At 38.2% G+C, this 21,235-nt stretch carries 24 protein-coding genes, 1 other RNA gene and 1 riboswitch; of the genes, 20 read left to right on the top strand and 5 right to left on the bottom strand.

Annotation, left to right across the window (positions count from 1 at the left end):
- Nucleotides 1-11 precede the first annotated feature (11 nt).
- The 3 genes from nrdF to nrdH all read right to left on the bottom strand — a co-directional run bounded on the left by nrdF (nt 12) and on the right by nrdH (nt 3,518).
- A complete protein-coding gene (gene nrdF / locus FC89_RS05345) occupies nt 12-995 on the bottom strand; it encodes a class 1b ribonucleoside-diphosphate reductase subunit beta (RefSeq protein WP_057871510.1) in 984 nt (327 codons plus the stop codon).
- Nucleotides 996-1,010: 15 nt separating this feature from the next.
- Nucleotides 1,011-3,182 carry a class 1b ribonucleoside-diphosphate reductase subunit alpha gene (gene nrdE / locus FC89_RS05340; protein WP_057871509.1) on the bottom strand — a complete coding sequence of 724 codons (2,172 nt, stop codon included), beginning with the start codon at nt 3,180-3,182 and terminating at the stop codon, nt 1,011-1,013.
- 105 nt (nt 3,183-3,287) lie between these two features.
- Nucleotides 3,288-3,518: a glutaredoxin-like protein NrdH gene (gene nrdH, locus FC89_RS05335; protein WP_057871508.1), complete on the bottom strand. Its 231-nt coding sequence runs from the start codon at nt 3,516-3,518 to the stop codon at nt 3,288-3,290.
- A gap of 167 nt (nt 3,519-3,685) precedes the next feature.
- Here nrdH and FC89_RS05330 point away from each other — a divergent pair, with 167 nt between their 5' ends.
- The 17 genes from FC89_RS05330 (at nt 3,686) to tsaD (ending at nt 15,429) form a co-directional block, all read left to right on the top strand.
- On the top strand, nt 3,686-4,312 hold the full coding sequence (locus tag FC89_RS05330) for a class I SAM-dependent methyltransferase (RefSeq protein WP_057871507.1): 627 nt from the start codon (nt 3,686-3,688) through the stop codon (nt 4,310-4,312).
- Nucleotides 4,309-4,782, top strand: a complete 474-nt coding sequence (gene tadA, locus FC89_RS05325; RefSeq protein ID WP_057871506.1) for a tRNA adenosine(34) deaminase TadA — start codon at nt 4,309-4,311, stop codon at nt 4,780-4,782. The genes FC89_RS05330 and tadA overlap by 4 nt, the downstream gene beginning before the upstream one ends.
- 53 nt (nt 4,783-4,835) lie before the next feature.
- Nucleotides 4,836-4,922, top strand: an RNA gene (ffs, locus tag FC89_RS12375) — signal recognition particle sRNA small type.
- 69 nt (nt 4,923-4,991) lie between these two features.
- Entirely contained in the window at nt 4,992-6,695 is a 1,704-nt protein-coding gene (dnaX, locus tag FC89_RS05320; protein WP_057871505.1) for a DNA polymerase III subunit gamma/tau, read from the top strand.
- A 23-nt stretch (nt 6,696-6,718) separates the two neighbouring features.
- Nucleotides 6,719-7,030 carry a YbaB/EbfC family nucleoid-associated protein gene (locus FC89_RS05315; RefSeq protein ID WP_057871554.1) on the top strand — a complete coding sequence of 104 codons (312 nt, stop codon included), beginning with the start codon at nt 6,719-6,721 and terminating at the stop codon, nt 7,028-7,030.
- Between the two features lie 20 nt (nt 7,031-7,050).
- Entirely contained in the window at nt 7,051-7,650 is a 600-nt protein-coding gene (gene recR / locus FC89_RS05310; protein WP_057871504.1) for a recombination mediator RecR, read from the top strand.
- An 18-nt stretch (nt 7,651-7,668) separates the two neighbouring features.
- Entirely contained in the window at nt 7,669-7,911 is a 243-nt protein-coding gene (locus FC89_RS05305; protein WP_057871503.1) for a YaaL family protein, read from the top strand.
- Nucleotides 7,912-8,220: 309 nt separating this feature from the next.
- Nucleotides 8,221-8,865: a dTMP kinase gene (tmk, locus tag FC89_RS05300; RefSeq protein ID WP_057871502.1), complete on the top strand. Its 645-nt coding sequence runs from the start codon at nt 8,221-8,223 to the stop codon at nt 8,863-8,865.
- Between the two features lie 23 nt (nt 8,866-8,888).
- Complete coding sequence (locus FC89_RS05295) at nt 8,889-9,218, top strand: cyclic-di-AMP receptor (RefSeq protein ID WP_057871501.1); 330 nt, start codon at nt 8,889-8,891, stop codon at nt 9,216-9,218.
- An 11-nt stretch (nt 9,219-9,229) separates the two neighbouring features.
- Entirely contained in the window at nt 9,230-10,231 is a 1,002-nt protein-coding gene (holB, locus tag FC89_RS05290; protein ID WP_057871500.1) for a DNA polymerase III subunit delta', read from the top strand.
- A 21-nt stretch (nt 10,232-10,252) separates the two neighbouring features.
- A complete protein-coding gene (locus FC89_RS05285) occupies nt 10,253-10,591 on the top strand; it encodes a DNA replication initiation control protein YabA (RefSeq protein ID WP_057871499.1) in 339 nt (112 codons plus the stop codon).
- Nucleotides 10,591-11,478, top strand: a complete 888-nt coding sequence (gene rsmI / locus FC89_RS05280) for a 16S rRNA (cytidine(1402)-2'-O)-methyltransferase (RefSeq protein WP_057871498.1) — start codon at nt 10,591-10,593, stop codon at nt 11,476-11,478. Before FC89_RS05285 ends, rsmI begins: the two co-directional genes overlap by 1 nt.
- Before the next feature lie 11 nt (nt 11,479-11,489).
- Nucleotides 11,490-12,251 (top strand): acyl-[acyl-carrier-protein] thioesterase, encoded by a 762-nt coding sequence (locus FC89_RS05275; RefSeq protein ID WP_057871497.1) that lies wholly within the window; start codon nt 11,490-11,492, stop codon nt 12,249-12,251.
- A gap of 75 nt (nt 12,252-12,326) precedes the next feature.
- Nucleotides 12,327-12,421: riboswitch (THF riboswitch) on the top strand.
- 38 nt (nt 12,422-12,459) lie between these two features.
- Complete coding sequence (locus tag FC89_RS05270; protein WP_057871496.1) at nt 12,460-12,987, top strand: folate family ECF transporter S component; 528 nt, start codon at nt 12,460-12,462, stop codon at nt 12,985-12,987.
- Between the two features lie 127 nt (nt 12,988-13,114).
- Nucleotides 13,115-13,843: a tRNA (adenosine(37)-N6)-threonylcarbamoyltransferase complex dimerization subunit type 1 TsaB gene (tsaB, locus tag FC89_RS05265; protein WP_057871495.1), complete on the top strand. Its 729-nt coding sequence runs from the start codon at nt 13,115-13,117 to the stop codon at nt 13,841-13,843.
- The gene (rimI, locus tag FC89_RS05260; RefSeq protein WP_057871494.1) at nt 13,818-14,405 is read left to right on the top strand and encodes a ribosomal protein S18-alanine N-acetyltransferase; all 588 of its coding nucleotides are present in this window, start codon (nt 13,818-13,820) and stop codon (nt 14,403-14,405) included. The genes tsaB and rimI overlap by 26 nt, the downstream gene beginning before the upstream one ends.
- Nucleotides 14,398-15,429 (top strand): tRNA (adenosine(37)-N6)-threonylcarbamoyltransferase complex transferase subunit TsaD, encoded by a 1,032-nt coding sequence (tsaD, locus tag FC89_RS05255; protein ID WP_057871493.1) that lies wholly within the window; start codon nt 14,398-14,400, stop codon nt 15,427-15,429. The genes rimI and tsaD overlap by 8 nt, the downstream gene beginning before the upstream one ends.
- 46 nt (nt 15,430-15,475) lie before the next feature.
- On the opposite strand, the gene FC89_RS05250 is transcribed toward tsaD, so the two are convergent.
- Nucleotides 15,476-17,431, bottom strand: a complete 1,956-nt coding sequence (locus FC89_RS05250; RefSeq protein WP_057871492.1) for an ABC-F family ATP-binding cassette domain-containing protein — start codon at nt 17,429-17,431, stop codon at nt 15,476-15,478.
- A gap of 227 nt (nt 17,432-17,658) precedes the next feature.
- Between FC89_RS05250 and FC89_RS05245 the strand changes: the two genes are divergently transcribed.
- Nucleotides 17,659-18,309, top strand: coding sequence for a redox-sensing transcriptional repressor Rex (locus tag FC89_RS05245; RefSeq protein WP_057871491.1), 651 nt, complete (start codon nt 17,659-17,661; stop codon nt 18,307-18,309).
- A 49-nt stretch (nt 18,310-18,358) separates the two neighbouring features.
- Here the strand turns inward: FC89_RS05245 and FC89_RS05240 are convergent, their stop codons facing one another.
- The gene (locus FC89_RS05240; RefSeq protein ID WP_057871490.1) at nt 18,359-18,994 is read right to left on the bottom strand and encodes a CPBP family intramembrane glutamic endopeptidase; all 636 of its coding nucleotides are present in this window, start codon (nt 18,992-18,994) and stop codon (nt 18,359-18,361) included.
- A 171-nt stretch (nt 18,995-19,165) separates the two neighbouring features.
- Between FC89_RS05240 and groES the strand changes: the two genes are divergently transcribed.
- Nucleotides 19,166-19,450, top strand: coding sequence for a co-chaperone GroES (groES, locus tag FC89_RS05235; protein ID WP_057871489.1), 285 nt, complete (start codon nt 19,166-19,168; stop codon nt 19,448-19,450).
- Between the two features lie 67 nt (nt 19,451-19,517).
- Nucleotides 19,518-21,146: a chaperonin GroEL gene (groL, locus tag FC89_RS05230; protein WP_057871488.1), complete on the top strand. Its 1,629-nt coding sequence runs from the start codon at nt 19,518-19,520 to the stop codon at nt 21,144-21,146.
- Nucleotides 21,147-21,235: the final 89 nt, after the last annotated feature.

The raw sequence follows: 21,235 nt of genomic DNA, 5'->3' as shown, positions 1-21,235 counted from the left end.
AAACGGACTGGTTATTGTTTCTTTGCTTCGGATTGATTGCCGATTAAATAATCGTTGTCAGTCATCGGTTCAACATCACCTAGTAGATAACCATTACCGACTTGTGAGAAGAAGTCATGGTTGGCAGTTGAAGTTGAGATACCGTTCATAACAACTGGATCAACGTCATCAGCTGTATCTGGGAAGAGGGGATCTAATCCCAAATTCATCAAAGCCTTATTAGCATTGTAACGTAAAAATACCAATACCTTTTCACTCCAACCAACCTGATCGTATAATTCATGGGTATAATGTTCTTCATTGCCATACAGGTCATAAAGCGTATCGTAAATCCATGATTTTAATTCTTCTTGTTTTTCTGCACTCAACTCGTTAAAGCCTAGTTGAAACTTATAACCGATATAAGTGCCATGGACTGATTCATCCCGTAAGATTAATTTAATAATTTCACCGACATTGGCTAGTTTATTGTGTCCCAACCAATAAAGTGGAGTATAAAAACCTGAATAAAATAAGAAAGTTTCCAATAGAACTGAAGCTACTTTTTTTTGCAAGACCGAACCATCTAAATAAATCTCGTCGATTTTTTTAGCCTTGTACTGTAGATATTTATTACTGTGTGTCCAGGCAAATATTTCTTCGATTTCTTTAGGGGTATTTAAAGTCGAAAAAATTGATGAGTAACTCTTAGCATGGACTGATTCCATAAATTGAATATTATTTAAAACAGCCCGTTCATGCTGAGTTCGAATATCATGCATTAATGAAGCCATTCCATCTTGTGATTGCAAAGTATCTAATAATGTTAATCCGCCAAAAACATGTTCAATAACAAGTTTGTCTTCAGCTGACATTTTTCGCCAATCGGCTAGATCATTTGATAAAGGAATTCGGGTGTCCAGCCAGAATTGTTCTGTCAATTTTTCCCAAGTAGCTTTATCTATTTGATCTTCTAGTTCATTCCAATTAATTGCGCGATAAAAATCTTCCGTCATGTTTTTGCTCCTTACTTAAATGACACAGCTTTCGCATTCATTAGCACCAACTTCAGTTTGGTCGTCAGTAAATGTTCGTATATAATAAACAGATTTGATTCCCTTAGCATGCGCATAATTCCGCAAAATACTTAGATCACGTGTCGTCATTTTGTCTGTTCGACCTTTTTTCCATTCATAAAGCCCAGTTGGAATAGTAGAGCGCATGAATAAAGTCAAACTCATTCCCTGATCGACATGTTGCTGTGCAGCAGCATAAGTGTCAATTACCTTGCGCATATCAGTATCGTAAGCGGACTGATAGTATGGCAAAGTATCATTAGAAAGATACGGTGCTGGATAATAAATTTTGCCAATTTTTCTTTCTTGCCGTTCTTCGATCCGGTTGATAATTGGATGCAGGCTGGCAGTTGTATCATTGATATATGAAATTGAACCATTCGGAGCAACAGCAAGCCGATTTTGATGGTACAAGCCATCTCGCATCACAGCTGCTTTTAGTTCAGCCCAATCGGCTGCAGTCGGAATAAAGATTCCGGCAAACAACTCTTTGGTTCGTTTAGTTTGCGGTCCAAAATCATGTTGCAGATATTTATCAAAATAACTGCCGTCAGCGTAACTGCTTTGATCAAAATTAGCAAAAGTTTCCTGGCGTTCACGAGCAATTTGATTGGAAGCTTTTAAAGTCCAATAGTTTAGTAACATAAAATAAACGCTGGTAAAATCAATTGCTGCCGGAGAACCATAGTGAATCTTGTTCTTAGCTAGAAAAGCATGCAGCCCCATTGCGCCTAAGCCGATAGTATGTGCTAGGTGGTTGCCCTTTTGAATTGACGGAACAACATCGATATTTGAATGATCAGTAACAAAAGTCAAAGCTCGGACCATTGTTTCAACTGATTGTCCAAAATCAGGAGCTGCCATCAAATTAACAATGTTAGTTGAACCAAGATTACAGCTGATATCAGTTCCTAAAACATCATAGTTTTGTTGATCGTTAATTTTAGAAGGCTGTTGAACTTGCAGAATTTCTGAACAAAGGTTGCTCATAATTATTTTACCCGCAACCGGATTTGCTCGATTAGCCGTATCAATGTTGATTACATAAGGATAACCAGATTCTTGCTGAAGTTTACTGATTTCGGTTTCCAAATCGCGAGCTTTGATTTTTTTCTTGGGAATATTAGGATTAGCCACTAACTTATCATATTCTTTGGTAATATCAACATAGGAAAAAGGAACCCCATATTCACGTTCAACACCCCAAGGATCGAATAAATACATGTCTGCATCTTTGCGAGCTAGTTCATAAAATTTATCAGGAACAATTACACCAAGCGAAAGCGTTTTGATGCGAACTTTTTCATCGGCGTTTTCACGTTTAGCTGCTAAAAAATTGATAATGTCAGGATGAAAAACATTCAGGTAAACAACTCCAGCTCCTTGACGCTGTCCCAGCTGATTGGAGTAAGAAAAACTGTCTTCTAAAAGTTTCATTACCGGGACTACACCGGAAGCAGCATTTTGAATGTTTTTAATCGGGGCACCGGCTGCTCGAAGATTGCTCAGTGTTATTCCGACACCGCCGCCGATTCGTGACAACTGTAGGGCGGAATTAATCCCGCGACCGATCGAATTCATATCATCGGTTATTTGGATTAAAAAGCACGAAACTAATTCGCCACGCCGTTTGCGACCGGCGTTCAAAAAGCTGGGGGTAGCCGGCTGATATCGTTGGTGAATAATCTCATCGGCTAATTGAAGTGCTAATTGTTCATTACCATCAGCAAAATAAAGTGCATTAGCTGCTGCGCGGTCGATAAAAGTTTCTAAGTAATGATTGCCATCATTAGTTTTCAAAGCATATTGAGCATAGAACTTATAAGCTGCCATAAACGTTTTGAAATGAAAATCAGCCTTTTTCAAAAAATCATAGAGTTTTTCAATGAATGAAAAATCATATTTTTCAATAAATTCAGACTCCAAATAATCATTTTCAATCAAATAATTGAATTTTTCTTTCAACGATGGAAAGGTTAATAAGTTTGGTGTTACGTTTTCCCTTAAAAAGGCTGCTAAGGCTTCACGATCCTTGTTTAAAGGAATTTGGCCGGCAACCGGGATATTGATTTCATTGTTCAGATCATAGTAGCTGACTTGATCAACATCAATTTGTTTAAGACCCATTTTCTGCACCACTTTCTTGTATTTTCGGGATTAAAACTAGCAAAAGTTTCGCTGATTTAAAATCAACGAAACTCCTTGAGAAGAAACTTGTGCTAAAATAAACTATTATTGTGCCAATAAATTTTTTAACAGGTCTGGCCGAAAACCGTTAATAATTGGATTGCTATTTTTTTCAATCACTGGAACACTGCGGAAACCTTTTTCCTTTAGATAATCAATGTACTTTGGTTCTTGATTAACGTTATGTTCCTCAAATGAAATTTGATGTTCTGTTAAGAACTTCTTGGTCATTTTGCATTGGATACAGTTATTTTTGGTATAAATTGCTAAACTCATAATTGGCACCTCTTGTTAAGATATTGTATGCTTAGTATACAGCATTCACCAAAAATATCAAGTACGCAATACTATATATTGTGTAATGTAAATAGCTTTGACGATATATAGTATTAAGGGAAACTATAGGCAAAAACTGCCTGCTAAATAATTAAATGAGGTATTCCATGACAAATTATTATTTTTCGCAAAATCCAGAAGTTGTTCATCACGAAAAGCAAAGAACAGTTGAATTATTGGGTGAACAATTAAATTTTATTACTGACAATGGTGTTTTTTCTAAAAACCGCATTGATTACGGTTCAAGAGCTTTATTGACAGCTACTGCAAAAATTTCTTTTTCAACTCAAGCAAAAATTTTAGATGTTGGTTGTGGGTATGGGGCAATTGGTTTAACCTTGGCAAAAAAATTTTCTACCGTCAGTGTCGATATGGTAGATATTAATCAACTGGCATTAGAATTAGCACAAAAAAATGCTGACTTGAATCAACTAAGCAATGTAAAAATTTGGAATTCTGATGCTTATACTCAAGTTACGGCAACCGATTATCAGTTAATAATTACCAATCCTCCAATTCGCGCTGGTAAAAAAGTTGTTCATCGCATTTTGGCGCAAGCTAAGGAACATTTGCAAGTCGGAGGTCAGCTGTTGGCAGTGATTCAAAAAAAACAGGGAGCACCTTCAGCTCAAAAAAAATTACAAGAAGTTTTTGGCAACTGCCAAGTGATCGCTCGTGATAAAGGCTATTTTATTTTACAAAGCTGCAAACAAAGGAATGATGAATCTGCATGATTAAACAGGATCAAGAATATTACATGCGTGAAGCTTTGTTTGAAGCCGATCAAGCAGCCGCAATCGGTGAAGTTCCGATCGGGTGTGTCATCGTTTGGCAGAATAAAATTATTGGTCGTGGGCATAATTTACGGGAACATAGTCAAGACGCCACTTTACACGCTGAAATTTTAGCAATTCAAGAAGCTAACGCCTATTTAAAGAGTTGGCGCTTAGAGGGTGCTCAATTATTTGTTACATTGGAACCTTGTCCAATGTGCAGCGGTGCAATTATTAATTCTCGGATTGCTGAGGTTTATTATGGTGCTCCTGATCCCAAAGCTGGCACAGCTGGTACTTTGCTGAATTTGCTGGAGGATTCTCGCTTTAATCACCAAGCACAAGTTACAGCTGGAATCTTACAAACTGATTGTGCTTTTCGGCTTAAAAGTTTTTTTCGAAAAATTCGTCAGCAGCAAAGAAAAAAATAATATCAGGCTGGAAATTTTTCTGATTATCATGTACAATAGAAACTGCCGTTAAGGCCTTGGGACAATGAGGTGTCTGTGAAGCGTGTCAGATCCGGAAGGAAGCAGCACTAAGCGGATTACAGCATGTGTTCCAAGTTAATTGGAAAGTTGCCTCTCGATCTAAATTGCGATCGAGAGTTTTTTTTAAGTGAAAAGGAGTGCTTTTGAAGATGGGGTATCGAGCACTTTACCGCGTTTGGCGACCGCAAAAATTTGCAGATTTGGTTGGACAGCAATTAATTACGCAGACATTAAAAAATGCGATTGCTGCCAAGCAGACCAGTCATGCCTATTTGTTTACCGGACCACGAGGCACGGGTAAAACATCAGCGGCCAAAATTTTTGCCAAAGCGATTAACTGTCGCCATCAACAAGCCGGTGAGCCATGCAATCAATGTGAGATCTGCCAAGCGATTACTCAAGGACGTTTAAATGACGTAATCGAAATTGATGCGGCATCCAATAATAGTGTTGATGAAGTTCGCGATATTCGTGAAAAAGTCAAATATGCACCAACACAAGCTGATTTTAAAGTTTATATTATTGATGAAGTGCACATGTTATCGGCGGGAGCATTTAATGCCTTGTTGAAAACATTGGAAGAGCCACCGGCAAATGTTGTTTTTATTTTAGCGACAACTGAACCGCATAAAATTCCAGCAACGATCATTTCCCGCACACAGCGATTTGATTTTCGCCGGATCAGTGACCATGACTTGATCGAGCGAATGGAGTATATTTTAAAACAGGAAAAATTAACTTTTGATCCAGCAGCTTTGAAGACGATTGCCAAAGCTGCTGCCGGTGGGATGCGAGATGCTTTAAGTATGCTAGATCAGGTTTTATCCTTTGGGCATAATGAAGTAACCCTTAAAAATGCACTTTTAGTGACCGGCAGCGTTTCGCAAGAACAATTGGCAGCTTATTTAACGGCTGTTTTTTCACAAGAAACAGCTCTGGCTTTTCAACAATTGCAGCAGTTGTTAGCTGCTGGGAAGGATCCTAATCAGTTATTTGAAGGGCTGATTGATTATTGTCGTGAGTTATTGCTGGCGCAAGTTGAAAAATCAACTGCATCACAGCAATTAATTGAATTAGCTGCTAAGGTATCGGCAGAAACACTTTATCAAGCATTGGATATCTTAAGCCAGCAGCAGCAAGCAATGCGCTTTGCTACTCATCAAGATGTATACTTGGATGTGGCAACAATTAAGTTATGTCAAATTAAGTCTTCGACAAACAAAGCAACTGCAGCAGTTGTTCCAGATAAACAGTTGACGGAGCTGCAGGCGCAAGTAGCCAAGTTGCAACAGCAATTAAACCAGCTACAGCAAGGTCAAGTTGCTGATAAAGGACTGGCGGCAACAAAGTCACCGGCAGCTGGAAGTAAGCCTTCCACGAGACCAAAACTTAAGATCAAACCGGATTTAAATCAGATTTATAGCGTTTTAGCCGAGGCATCACGTGCTAACCTAGAGGAGATTAAAGATGTTTGGCAGGATCTTTTGAATATGCTGGCAGTAACACAACGGGCAGTTATGAATGTCAGTCAGCCGGTTGCTGCTAGCTCAACAGCGGCTGTAGTCAGTTTTCAATATGATTTTTTATTTGAAAAAGCAGCCCAAGATCAGCAGTTGCAAACAGCTTTGCTGAATGATCTAGCTAAGTTACTGGGGAAAGATTTGAAGCTGGTATTTTTACCGCAAGCACAATGGCCGCAAATTAGAAAGAAATATCTGCTGGCACATAAAACAGAAAATAACTCCAAGGCAGCAGCGGCTAAAACTTCGGCACCATCGGATAATAATCTGGCAACAGCTCAGAAAATCTGGGGAACCGCAGCCAAAGATTTAATTGAAATAAAAGATGATTGAAGTTTGAAAGGATGATTTAAATGATGCGTGGGATGGGAAACATGCAAGGCATGATGAAACAAATGCAGAAAATGCAAAAGCAGATGAAAAAAGATCAGACTGCTCTGGAGGAACGTGAATTTATCGGTAAAGCCAGTGAAGAACTGGTGACGGTTAAGTTTAACGGGAAAAAAGAACTTCAGGATATCAAAATTAAACCGGCAGCAGTTGATCCGGATGATATTGAAATGTTGCAGGATTTAATTATTATGGCTGTTAATGATGCTATGAAAACAATTGATACTGCTACTCAGCAGACCATGGGAAAGTATACTAATAATCTGCCTAAATTTTAATTTTAGAAAGGAAAACTCAGATGCAGTATCCAGAACCGATCGCTAAATTGATCGACAGTTATTTGCGGCTACCGGGAATCGGTGAAAAAACTGCCACCCGTTTAGCTTTCTTTACAATTGATATGCAGCAAGAAGATGTTGATCAATTCGCGGCAGCTTTACGGGATGCCAAGCGGCAGCTGCATTATTGCAGCATTTGCGGAAACATTACAGAAACCGATCCTTGTCAGATTTGTAGGGATCGCAGCCGTGATCAAACTAAGATTATTGTGGTGGAGCAGGCTAAAGACGTGATGTCGCTTGAAAAGATGCGAGAGTATCATGGACTTTATCATGTTTTGCATGGAGTGCTTTCACCCATGGAAGGTAAGGGTCCCGATGATTTAAATATTACTTCATTGGTTAAGCGGCTGCAAAGTCATGATCAAATTAAAGAAATTATTGTGGCGACTAATGCAACTCCAGAAGGTGAAGCAACAGCAATGTATTTGGCACGACTGCTTAAACCGGCTGGAATCAAGGTTACCCGCTTAGCCCATGGACTAGCGGTTGGCAGTGATATTGAATATGCAGATGAGATGACACTGTTCAAAGCAATTGAAGGTCGTCAAGAAATCTGAAACAGGAAGGCGAAATAAATGTTTGGACATGCAAAGCATAATTTACGACATGAATATGATGAATATTTGTTAGCAGCGATCGAAGAAGCGGCTGACAACTGGGAAAAAGCAAAACAGACACGCCAAGCAATGCGCGAAGAAGACGATGAACTAAGTGCCGAGGTGGATTTAGCAGGGGCAAAATATACTTTTTTGTATTTGGAAGCTCGTCGCCGACATGTAAAGGCACACTTCCGGCCTTCAATGATTGAGCATGACTAGTTCTAGTTTTACCAAGTTCGCTTAAATTATTTAGTGATATCAAGTAGATTTTTGCGACCATCAGTTTTAGTAGTAATTGAGTGTAAAAATTTCATGACTTTCTTATAGCCTGCTAGGGCTATTTTTTATACACAGCATTAATATTATGGGAAAATTATTTCCCAAGTGTCTAAGATGATAGAGCAATTAATGTTGGTAAAGTATATAATAGCGGTGTTCTTGAATTTTTAATGAGCTGCCTTGTAAATAGACAGGCTAAGCAGAGTAAAGTAAAATAAAAGTATCTAGATTGAAAAAGAGGTTGAAGGCTTGAAGGGAAAGTTCGTCACATTTGAAGGATTAGATGGTTCTGGTAAAACAAGTGTCTTAAACAGGCTGGAAAATTATTTGCAGCAAAAAACATCAGCAAATTATTTATTAACTCGTGAACCGGGTGGAAATCAAATTGCCGAGCAGATCCGGCGGTTGTTGCTGGGGGCGGGTTCTTTGAAAATGGATGCTCGAACAGAAGCATTACTATATGCAGCAGCTCGGCGGCAGCATTTGGTTGAAACGGTATTGCCAGCTTTGACAGTTGGAAAGTTTGTTTTATGTGATCGTTATGTTGACAGCTCCATTGCTTATCAAGGGGCCGGTCGACAATTAGGTGAAACTGAAATTGCACGCTTGAACGAGTTTGCAACTGATGGTTTGCAGCCGGATTTGACAGTTTATTTTGATGTCCCGCCGACTGTTGGGTTGAAACGAATCAATCTTCACCGCTCAAATCAGATTAATCGTTTGGATCAAGAATCAAAGGATTTCTATCAACGAGTACGCAAATCTTATTTAAGATTGGCTACTGATTTTCCGAAGCGTTTTGTAACAATTGATGCTACAGCAGAATTAACCGAAGTAAGCAGACAAACACTTGAGTTATTACAAAGCCGGCTGCCGCTTTTGTTTAAAGCTTAAGCAGCCTAATTGGAGGGAAAAAAATGAAATTAATCATTGCAATAGTTCAGGATAAAGATAGCAATCGTTTAAGTAATCTTTTTATTCAAGCTGATGTCAGAGCGACTAAACTTTCGACTACCGGTGGCTTTTTAAAATCAGGCAATACGACTTTTATGATTGGGGTAGAGGATCAGCGAGTAGAAGAAATTCTGGAACTAATCAAGGATTCTTCGCGAACGCGAAAGCAGTTTATGACACCGCCAGTAAATCTTGATGCATCAATGGATTCTTCGGCAGCTTATCCGATCGAAGTTCAAGTTGGCGGAGCAACTGTTTTTGTATTGCCAATTGACGCTTTTCATCAGTTTTAGTTAAATAGATCATGGCAGAAAAAATATTTGAAATAACTAAGCAGCAGCCTTTTCTAACAAATTATTTTGCTGATTTATTGCAGCAACAACAGCTGGTACATGCTTATTTATTGGCAGGACCAGCTGGCAGTGGCAAACGCAGTCTAGCTTTATGGGTAGCTGCGGGATTATTTTGTTTGCAGCCAGCTGCTTCGGGAGCTCCTTGTGGAAAGTGCGAAGAATGCCAGCGGATTTTAACTGGGAATCATCCAGATGTAATTGACGTTGTGCCCGACGGAAACAGTGTTAAAGTGGAGCAAACTAGATTTTTAAAATCTGAGTTTTCTAAAAGCGGAGTTGAAGGTCGGCGCAAAGTTATTATCTTGGAAGCAGCTGAAAAATTAACGATCAGTGCGGCTAATAGTTTGTTAAAATTTATCGAGGAACCCAGTGGTCAAATGACATTCTTTCTACTGGCTCAAAATATTAGTCAATTATTGCCGACTATTATTTCGCGCTGTCAATTGCTAAAGATGGTGATTCCCAGTGAGCAGCAGCGCAGTCAAGTATTTAGTCAAGCTCAAATTCCGAGCGGCAAAGCTGATTTACTAGCCGGATTGACTGTTGATTTGCAAATAGCACAACAATTGGATCAAAATGGATTAGTTTATCAATTAAGCGATAAATTGGCAGAGTGGTATTTGAAAATTTTGAATAATGATTGGTTAAGCATGGTTGATATTCAAGCACAAATTATGCCTTTACTGACCGAAAAAAAAGATCACCAATTATTGTTGGAGTTGTTAGAATTACTGGCAAAAGACATTATAAATTCTATGGTTAATGGTAAATTGCATTATTTTGCGAAATATGAAGAACAATTAGCGCCTAAGTTAACTCAAACGGCGTTTAAACAGCAACTGGCAGCAATTGAACTATTATTGAATCAGACACGGCTAAGACAGGCCAATATTAATTTTCAAAATGCATTGGAAGCATTAACTTTACAGTTGCTTAAATGTTATGATAGGTAATAAGCAATCGAGGTGGAACACTTGGATGATCGGACTCTGTATGATAAGTTTGCAGAACTTGAACTGCATGCCCACAAATCTGTAGCAGAACTTAGTGAAATTCAAAAATCCTTAATGGAGGTGATTGAGCGCAATGCTGAATTGGAAATTGAAAATCAGCATTTACGTGATCATCTTCAAGAATTAGAGCAGCATAAAAGCAGTGAAAATGGTGGCTTATCAAAATCAAGAAAAAACTTGGAAAAACTTTATGAACAAGGTTTTCATGTGTGCAACGTTGACAATATGTATGGTACCCGGCGATTAAATGATGAGCCTTGTGTTTTTTGCCAGAATATTATTTATGGGGAGCGGAAATAATGGGATTAGCGGCAATCAGCAGTTATCAGCAGCCAGCTGAAACCGGAGCGCTTTATTTAGTACCCACACCAATTGGTAATTTGGGTGATATGACTTTTCGAGCGGTTGAAGTCTTGAAAAAAGTTGATTTAATTGCAGCAGAAGATACGCGAAATACACAGAAACTATTAAATTATTTTGATATTAAAACATCGCAGCTGAGTTTTCATGAACATAATACTCAGGAACGAATTCCGCAGTTGTTGGCAAAATTACAAGCAGGAAAGAAAATTGCTCAAGTCAGTGATGCCGGTATGCCTTCAATTAGTGATCCAGGACATGAGTTGGTAGTTGCCGCAATTGCTAAAAGAATTCCAGTAATTCCTTTGCCTGGTCCTAATGCTGGGTTAACGGCCCTAATCGCATCTGGTTTAGTTCCGCAGCCATTTTTATTTTTCGGTTTCTTAACTCGACAGAAAAAATTACGCCAGCAGCAGACGGCTTTTTTAGCTCAACAGCAGGTTACTTTTATTCTCTATGAGTCACCACATCATTTAAAAAAAACGTTGCAGGAGTTAAATAACCTTTTAGGTGAAGATCGACAAATTGTGTTAGGCCGCGAGTTGACCAAAAAGTTTGAAGAATTTTTAAGAGGAACATTAGCGCAAGCTTTAGCCTGGAGTCAAGAACAGACAGTGCGCGGTGAGTTTTGCTTAATTATTGCTGGTAAACCGGCTGTGGCAGTTAAGCAGCAAGCAGCTAGTGCTGATGAATTAGAGACGCAGGTTAAAGAATTGATTACTAGTGGCAATTGTCGTGCTAATGAGGCAATTAAACAAGTTGCTAAACAACATCAACTAAAAAAACAAGTTGTTTATAATGCTTTTCATCATTTGAAGAAAGATTAGGGAGTGAGCATGTGACTGCAGATATTTTTTCAGAGAAACATCAAATTTTATTTTATGAAACAGATCGAACACGCCAAGTAACGCCGGGGATGCTGGTTAATATTTTGATGCTGGCTTCTCAAGATCAAAGCGATGCCTTGGGGATAACATCACAGAAAATTCATGCCCAAGATTTAGGCTGGGTTGTTACACAACATTTACTGACTATTGAGCGTTTACCACGATTAAAAGAACAGGTTGTGATTAAGACACAAGCAACTGCGTATAATCATTACTTTTGTTATCGGGATTTTTGGTTGGAGGATCTGGCTGGACATACATTAGCTAAAATGCATAGTATTTTTATACTAATGGATCAGCAAAAACGAAAAATTACCAAAGTTCCGGATGAACTGGTAGCTCCCTATGGTTCTGATTACACAGCCAAAGTTGAACGGATTGCAGAACCGGAAAAATTTGATGCAGCTAAGACTGCTCAAAGTAAAGATTATCGAGTTCGTTTTATGGATATTGATGCCAATCAACATGTTAATAATGTTCATTATTTTGACTGGATTGTTGATTCCTTACCAGAGGATTTTTTGATTACTCATCAATTAAAGCAGATGAATATTCGTTACAAGCGTGAAGTGCATTACGGTGAACTTGTGACTAGTAAGGTAGACGAGCCAATTACAGCAGCTGATTCGGGGATGTTAATAACTCATCATCAAGTTTCTGTTGGACAGCAGGAGAGCTGCCGTGCTCAATGTCTCTGGGATAAAATAGTGTAATTTACAGCAAATCTACAACTTTTAAGTACTTTAAGCGAAAGTGTGCTATAATGGCGAAGTATTAAAAATACAAATTTCGGGGTAGAAAATGAAGCGTTAAGTGCTGAAAGGACGGAATGTGTCTTTCAGACGAAAGGATTTCCTGCGGTTTTATTTTCGCATTCGCCGCAATTTAATTGTGGCAGCTCCAATCTGGGAGATGTCTTAAATGAATATTTTTGTATCACATTTAACAACGCGAAAAATCGCATTGTTAGGTTTGCTAATTGCACTGAATTTGGTAGTTGCCAAATTTCTGTCTTTCGGTATTTGGTCGGTTCGAATTAGTTTTACTTTTGCGGTAACCTTTTTGATGGCAGCTTGGTTTGGGCCAATTTTGGCTGGAGTCGCTGCTGGATTAGCCGATATCGTAAGTGCCTTACTGTTAAACGGTGGGCAGGGAAGTTATTTTTTTGGTTTTACCATCTCAGCTTTTTTGGGCGCATTTATCTATGGATTGTTTTTTTACCAAAAAGAAATAACGAATTGGCGGCTTTTAGCGGCAATTTTGCTCAATTTATTTTTGGTTGATGCAGTTTTGAATACTTGGTGGGTTTGCTTACTGTATCATACTTCGTTTAACGCAATCTTTTGGATGCGAGCTTTTAAGGAACTATTAATGCTGCCAATTCAGTTTCTGGTTTTAAAAATTATCAGCAGTAATCGAACATTAATAAGTTTAAAACGGCGAATTTAATAATATTAAAAAACTGGGGTGATTTCATCCCAGTTTTTTTATGATTAAAACATTAAAATTTAAGCTTGCGGCTTTAAAAAGTGTGATAAGATAATTCACAGAAGAGTGAGGTTAAGAGATAAATACAATGATTATTTTAGCAATTGATACATCTAATCAGCCGTTAAGTGTAGCGGTGCTCCAAGATAACCAGTTATTAGCAACGACAACTTTTAATTATCATCAAAAAGATCATAGTACAATGCTGTTGCCTTTAATTGCTGACTTACTTCAGCGAGTCGATTTGCAACCGGATCAGCTTGATCGGATAGTAGTTGCTCAGGGGCCGGGCTCTTATACAGGGCTTCGAATTGGGGTTACAGCAGCCAAGACATTGGCATTTGTTTTAAAAAAAGAATTAGTCGGAATTTCAAGTTTAGCTGTTTTAGCAGCGCCACTACAACCAGAAAATCAAAACACGGTGATCGTTCCTTTATTTGATGCTCGCCGACAGTGTGTTTTTGCTGGTATTTATCAGCAGAAAAAACAGCAATTAATCAATTTGCTGCCGGATCAGCATTTAACGTTGGCTGAATTAACAGCGAAATTACAAAAGTTTCCTAAAGTTATTTTGGTCGGTCATGACGCCCAACAATTTAATCAACAGTTGCAAGCTGAATTAACTAACAAAATAACTTTGGCAACCGGAGTTTTTGATTATCCCCAAGCCTATCAGTTGGGTTTATTAGGTCGAACGGCTGCACCGGTTGAAATTCATAGTTTTGTGCCACGTTATTTACGGGTAACTCAAGCAGAAAAATATTGGCTAGCCCATCATCAGGAGAAGTTAAATGAACCGCTTGTGGAAAAATTTTAAATTATTATTCAATTGGTTACGTAACCCACAGTCACGAAATTCAGTTCCAGTTTTTAATAACCACTTGGTTGAATTAGAAGGACATTCTTATTTATTATGTCGGGCTCTGATTACCGACATTCCCGAGTTGGTAAAACTACGTCAACAGGTCTTCCCGCAAGAAACTGCTTGGAACCGGAAAGTATTTGCTGATGAACTGAAAAACACTCAAGAAAAATTGTATTTATTATTGCGTTTCAATGATCAATTAGTAGCTTTTATTGGAACAGATTTTGATACTAAACAATCAGACATTCATATTACCAGTTTAGCGGTAGCCAATAATTTTCAGCACCAGGGGTTAGCAACTTTTTTATTAAAAGTAGTCAGAAAAATTGCTCAACAGCGAAATTTCCAGACAATTTCACTAGAAGTTCGCTTGAGTAATAAATCGGCACAGCAGCTATATACAAATTTTGGTTTTGTTTGTTTGGGGTTAACTAAGGAATATTATCAATCAAATCTTGAAGACGCAATTAATATGCAGTATATGTTAAAAAAGGAATCGAAAATAAATGAATAAAACAAATCGCGAATTAATACTGGCTTTTGAATCAAGTTGTGATGAAACCAGTGTGGCCGTTATTGAAAATGGAAATAAAATTTTGTCTAATGTAATTGCAACGCAAATTAATAGTCAGCGGCGTTTCGGCGGAGTGGTTCCAGAAGTGGCCAGCCGTCATCATATTGAACAAGTTACGATCTGCTTGGCTGATGCGCTGGAGCGAGCTAAGGTTGATTATCAGGATTTGAATGCTGTTGCGGTAACATATGGACCGGGGCTGGTTGGCGCGTTATTGGTGGGAGTGACAGCAGCCAAGACTGTAGCTTTTGCTCACGATCTGCCATTGGTTCCAGTAAATCACATGGCCGGACATATTTATGCAGCCCGATTTGCTGGAGAAATTAAGTTTCCTGCGTTAGCATTATTAGTTTCTGGCGGTCATACAGAATTGGTTTATTTAAAGGAACCTAATAGTTATCAAATTATTGGTGAAACGCGAGATGATGCAGCCGGGGAAGCTTACGACAAAGTTGGTCGTGTTTTGGGAATCGATTATCCGGCTGGCAGGAAGATCGACGAACTGGCTCATCAAGGTCATGACACATTCAAATTTCCGCGAGCAATGCTAAAAGATGATAATTTTGATTTTAGTTTCAGTGGATTAAAAAGTGCTTTCATTAATACAATGCATCATGCTGACCAAGTTCAGCAGCAGTTAAATCAGGCTGATTTAGCAGCCAGTTTCCAGCAAAGTGTAATTGATGTTTTGGTTGCTAAAACAATGCATGCTTTGCGACAGTATCCAGTGAAGCAATTAATATTAGCCGGTGGTGTTGCAGCTAATACAGGATTGCGGACAGCATTAGGTGATGCCATGGAAAAATATCATCCGACAGTTACTTTATTGAAAGCACCGTTAAGTTTATGCGGTGATAATGCTGCAATGATCGGTGCAGCTGCACATGTTGCTTTTCAAGCAGGAGAACGAGCTGATCTGACTTTAAACGCTGATCCTAGTTTAGAATTTGACTGGATCAAATAAAAACTTGCTGCGAAACTTTCGCAACAAGCTTTTTTTGTGAGTAATTTTATTCTAATTTTTCAAGTTCAGCAGCAGCTGTTTCCCATTTTGATTCAATTTGCTGCTGAGTTTGTTGATTGTCAGTTAATTGAGTTTGCAGTTTTTTAATTTTTACCGGATCGGTGTAATTTACTGATTCTGCCATGGCTTGCTGAATCGCATCAGCAGCAGTTTCTAATTCTTCAAGCTCTTTTTCTAACGCAGCAACAGTTCGTTCTAATTTTCGCTTTTCACGTTGTTGTTGCTTTCTCTCTTGGTAATCAGCAGGGATAGTTGGCTGCTTTTCCTGATTTGTTGGAGTAGTTGCTGTTTTCTCAGCTGCTTGTGCAGCTAATAATTGTTGTTCGGCTTTTTTGGCTATGTAATAGTCATAGTCCCCTAGGAACAATTGCCCGCCTTGAGCGCTAAGTTCGAGTACTTGTGAAGCAACTTTATTAATAAAGTAACGGTCATGTGAAACGAATAATACTGTACCATCAAAATCAAGCAGGGCTTGTTCAAGCACTTCTTTGCTTTCAATATCCAAGTGATTAGTCGGTTCATCGAACAACAGCAGATTATGATGGTTTAAGGCTAATTTTGTCAGTAAAAGTCGAGCTTTTTCACCACCAGATAATTGGCTGACAATTTTAGCAACATCTGAACCCCGGAATAAAAAGCTTCCCAAAATGGAACGAATATCTTTTTCTGGCATTGTGGGGTGATCATCCCAAACTTCATTTAAAACACTTTTATCAGCAGTTAAATTATGCAGCTCTTGGTCGTAATAACCAGGATCAACTTGCGCTCCGAAACGACTGCTTCCTGAAATAAAAGGAATTTTGCCGAGAATGCTTTTTAAAAGAGTCGATTTTCCGACACCATTTGGTCCAACGATTGCCATAATTTGTTTTTGCCGGAGCTCAAAATTAATTGGCCCAGCAAGTGGCTTTTTTTGGTAGCCAATATAAGCTTGCTTGACACTTAAAACTAGGTTGCCGCTTGAATGTTCAGCTGTAAATGAAAAACGTGGTCCTTTTTGCTGATTTTTAGGTTTTTCTAACCGATCAATTTTTTCTAATTGTTTTCGTCGGCTCTGTGCTCGTTTGGTTGTTGAAGCACGGACAATATTTTTTTTGACAAAATCTTCTAGTTTATCAATTTTTTCTTGCTGTTTTTCGTAAGCTTTTTCTTGTTGCTGCAGGCGCAGCTTTTTTTTGTTGATATAAGCTGAATAATTACCAGAATAATGAACAGCAGCCGTGGGTGTTAGTTCATAAACATCATGCGCAATTTTATCAAGAAAATAACGATCATGGGAAACAAGCAGTAAAGCCCCGGTATATCCCTGCAAATAATTTTCCAGCCAATTAAGGGTTTCAATGTCTAGATGGTTGGTTGGTTCATCAAGGATTAGAAGATCACGTTTTTCCAATAATAGTTTTGCTAAAGCAAGTCGGGTTTTTTGACCGCCAGAAAGACTGGTGATTTTTTTGTCATAATCTTCTTCGTTAAATTTAAATCCATGAAGCACGGAACGAATTTCAGCTTGGTAACCATAACCATTTTTTTCTTTAAAATCATGCTGCAACTGGTCGTATTGCGCCAATAAGCGTTGATATTCTTTAGTTGGAGCGGTTTGAGACTGGGATGCTGAGGCAATCTGTTGCTCCAATTGATGAATTTTTTGTTCCATTTTTCTTAAGGGCTCAAAAACTTGGAGCATTTCTTTATAAATAGTGTTAGTTGAAGCTAGACCCGTATCTTGTGCAAGATACCCAATCGTTAGGTTTTTAGTTTTAGTTATCTCGCCTTGATCAGCCGGTTGTTGTTCCATGATTATTTTTAATAACGTTGATTTGCCGACGCCATTTCGACCGACCAGCGCAATTCGTGAATTTTCTTGAATATTCAAATCAATATTTTTAAAAAGAACGTCAGCGCCGAATAAACGTGCGACGTGTTGAACTTGCAATAAAATCAATTAGATCACTTCCTTGAGACAATTTGTGAAGCTGTTTTTTGAAAGTTTGTGAATTATCAAAAAAGAGCTAGCTTTCTCATTGCATACGAAACGAATTTAGTGTAGCATAGTTAAGGAAAAAATAAACAATACTTTGTTTTGTGAATTGTGAAAAATGTTTGTAAAAGCTTTTAATAAGACAATTATTGAATTTATTGAAAATACTATTCTCGCGAGAGGAGAAAATTATGGCAAATACTAAAATTCCGCATGCAACAGCCAAGCGGTTACCAATTTATTATCGTTATCTGCACTTTTTATCAGATGCCGGCAAGCAGCGGGTATCTTCAACTGAACTGGCCGATGCTGTCAAGGTTGATTCTGCAACCATTCGACGTGATTTTTCGTATTTCGGTGCTTTGGGTAAGCGAGGATACGGTTATGATGTCGAAAATTTATTAGCTTTTTTCCGAAAGACCTTGAAACAAGACAAGTTGACCAATGTTGCATTGATTGGTGTTGGCAACTTAGGACATGCTTTGTTAAATTATAATTTTCACCAAAGTAACAATGTTCGCATCAGTGCTGCTTTTGATATCAATGAAGATATTACTGGAACCATTCAAAGTGGCGTTCCAGTTTATCACATGAATGATATGAAAGAGCAATTGACAGTTCAACAAATCGAAATTGTGATTTTAACTGTCCCAGCACCAGTAGCTCAAGAAGTAACGAACGAACTGGTGGAAGTGGGCGTAAAGGGAATTTTGAATTTTACGCCACTGCGAATCACAGTTCCTAATACAGTTAGAGTTCAAAATGTTGATCTAACTAATGAATTGCAGACATTAATTTATTTTTTGGACAAATTTGGTTCACATAACGAAAATGATGCTTAGGCTTAATTACAAATAAAGGCAGTCGCTATTTTTTAGCAAGACTGCTTTTTTATTTGAAACTGATAATAACAATTACCAAATTCATTAGCATATGAGCAATCATGGAAGATTGCAAACGTCCACTTTTAGCATAGATCCAGCATAATATACCGCCAATTATTGCGTAGGTCAAAAAATGACCATCAGCATGAACTACACTGAAAAGCAAACAGGAAATAATTCCAGCAATTAGTGGATTGGTTAAGGTGATCAAATTGCCAAAAATTGCTTTGCGGAAAACCAATTCTTCCATGATTGGTGCGGCAACCAATACATAAATCAAATAAATCGGATAGTTTTTAATGATGGTCAGCATAGCCGTGGTGTTTTGGGAAATCATAGTCTGCTGCAACAATATTTTTTCTAACCAAAAGCAAAGTTGCTGAGCCAGCAGTAAGATGATTGCTCCACCGAAGGCTAAAAGTAATATTTTCCAGCGGGACACCGTTTTTTTCTCCAGCCAATTTTGATAAGCAGCAAACCGTTGATTGGCAAGATACATAATAATTGCACCGATTAAACCAACGGCAGCCAGTAAATAGTAGAGAAGTGAGCTGGTTTTAAATAAATGACTAATAGCGGTTAAACAGACCGAAACAATCAGATAACTGACTAATAGCCACAGAGAATTTTTTCGTAGTGCCATTAGTGACCTCCTTAGCTGAATTACTTTGGTTATTATACCATAATTTAGCAGTTGCAATGTTCGAGTGATAAATCACTTGCAATTAACAAATAAATTGATTATAGTAATAACTGTGGTTAGCACTTAGAGTAGATGAGTGCTAAAACATAATTAATATTGGAGGGATACAGAGTGCTTAAACCTTTAGGAGATCGCGTTATTTTAGAAGTTCAAAAAGATGAAGAAAAGACAGTTGGTGGAATTGTGCTGGCAAGCAATGCCCAAGAGAAACCGCAAACTGGCAAAATCGTTGCAGTAGGTGACGGTCGTGTACTTGATAACGGAGAAAAGGTGGCTTTGTCGGTTAAGCCAAATGATTTGGTAATTTTTGACAAATATGCAGGCACTGAAGTTAAGTATGCAGGCAAAGAATATTTAGTTGTTCATGAAAAAGATATTGTTGCTGTTGTTGAATAATTAGCATTGGCTTAACATTTGTAAAAAAGATTTATTACTTAAAATTTGATGATGAGGTGAATTTTTAATGGCAAAAGAAGTTAAATTTTCTGAAGATGCAAGAGCAAAATTACTTGCTGGGGTTGATAAATTAGCAAATACGGTTAAATCTACTTTGGGACCGAAAGGCAGAAATGTCGTTTTGGAACAATCTTATGGTTCTCCAACCATTACTAATGATGGGGTTACTATTGCCAAGTCGGTTGAACTAGCTGATCATTTTGAAAACATGGGTGCAAAATTGGTTTCAGAAGTTGCTTCAAAGACCAATGATGTTGCTGGTGATGGAACTACTACAGCTACAGTTTTGGCACAGGCGATTGTAACTGAAGGAATGAAGAATGTAACAGCTGGTGCAAATCCGGTCGGAATTCGGCGTGGAATTGAATTAGCTACTAAAAAAGCTGTTGATGCACTGCATGAAATGTCACATAAAGTTGAATCTAAAAGTGATATTGCCCAAATTGCTTCAATTTCTTCAGCTAACGAAGAAGTTGGTAAATTAATTGCTGATGCAATGGAAAAGGTTGGCAATGACGGTGTTATTACCATTGAAGAATCAAAGGGAATTGATACTTCATTAGATGTAGTTGAAGGAATGCAGTTTGATCGTGGCTACTTATCACAATACATGGTAACAGATAATGATAAGATGGAAGCTGATCTTGATAATCCATATGTCTTGATTACAGATAAGAAGATTTCAAACATTCAAGAAATTTTGAACTTGTTGCAGTCTATTGTTGAACAAGGACGTCCATTGTTGATCATTGCCGACGATGTAGATGGTGAAGCTTTGCCAACACTTGTTTTGAATAAAATTCGTGGAACCTTCAATGTTGTAGCGGTTAAGGCTCCTGGATTTGGTGATCGTCGTAAAGAAATGTTGCAGGATATCGCTACTTTGACAGGTGCAACTTTGATTACTGATGATCTTGGACTTCAATTGAAGGATACTAAGATTGAACAACTTGGTTCTGCAGGCAAAATTACCATTACTAAAGAGAAGACAACAATTGTTGAAGGTGCTGGCGATAAGGCACAAATTGCAGAACGAGTACAAACAATTAAGAAACAGCTTGCTGAAACGACTTCTGATTTTGATCGGGAAAAATTACAAGAACGTTTGGCTAAATTAGCTGGTGGTGTTGCAGTTGTTAAAGTAGGTGCAGCAACTGAAACTGAATTGAAAGAACGCAAATATCGTATTGAAGATGCTTTGAACGCTACACGTGCAGCTGTCCAAGAAGGATTTGTTGCTGGTGGTGGTACTGCTTTGATTAATGTCATCAAGGATGTTGCTAGTTTGAAAGAAAGTGGCGATGTTCAGACTGGAATTAATATTGTTAAACGAGCATTGGAAGAACCTGTACGTCAGATTGCTGAAAATGCCGGCTTGGAAGGTTCAGTTATTGTTGAAAAATTAAAGGCTGAAAAACCAGGCATTGGTTACAATGCTGCTGCAGATAAATGGGAAGATATGGTTGCAGCAGGAATTGTTGATCCAACTAAAGTAACTCGGTCAGCTTTACAGAATGCTGCTAGTGTTTCAGCTTTGTTATTGACGACTGAAGCAGTTGTTGCTGAAAAACCTGAACCAAAAGCTGCTCCGGCTGCTCCAGCAGCTCCAGCTCCTAATATGGGCGGTATGATGTAAACTGATTAATTTCAGTTGATTTACTATTGTTAAATTAAGCAACAGGAAAATCTTGATAGAAGGACTGTAATGAAACTTTTGAGTTTTAT

The organism is Liquorilactobacillus ghanensis DSM 18630 (assembly GCF_001435235.1).
Lineage (GTDB): Bacteria > Bacillota > Bacilli > Lactobacillales > Lactobacillaceae > Liquorilactobacillus > Liquorilactobacillus ghanensis.
The sequence above is the reverse complement of the archived record's forward strand: the minus strand, read 5'-3'. Positions and strand labels throughout refer to the sequence as shown.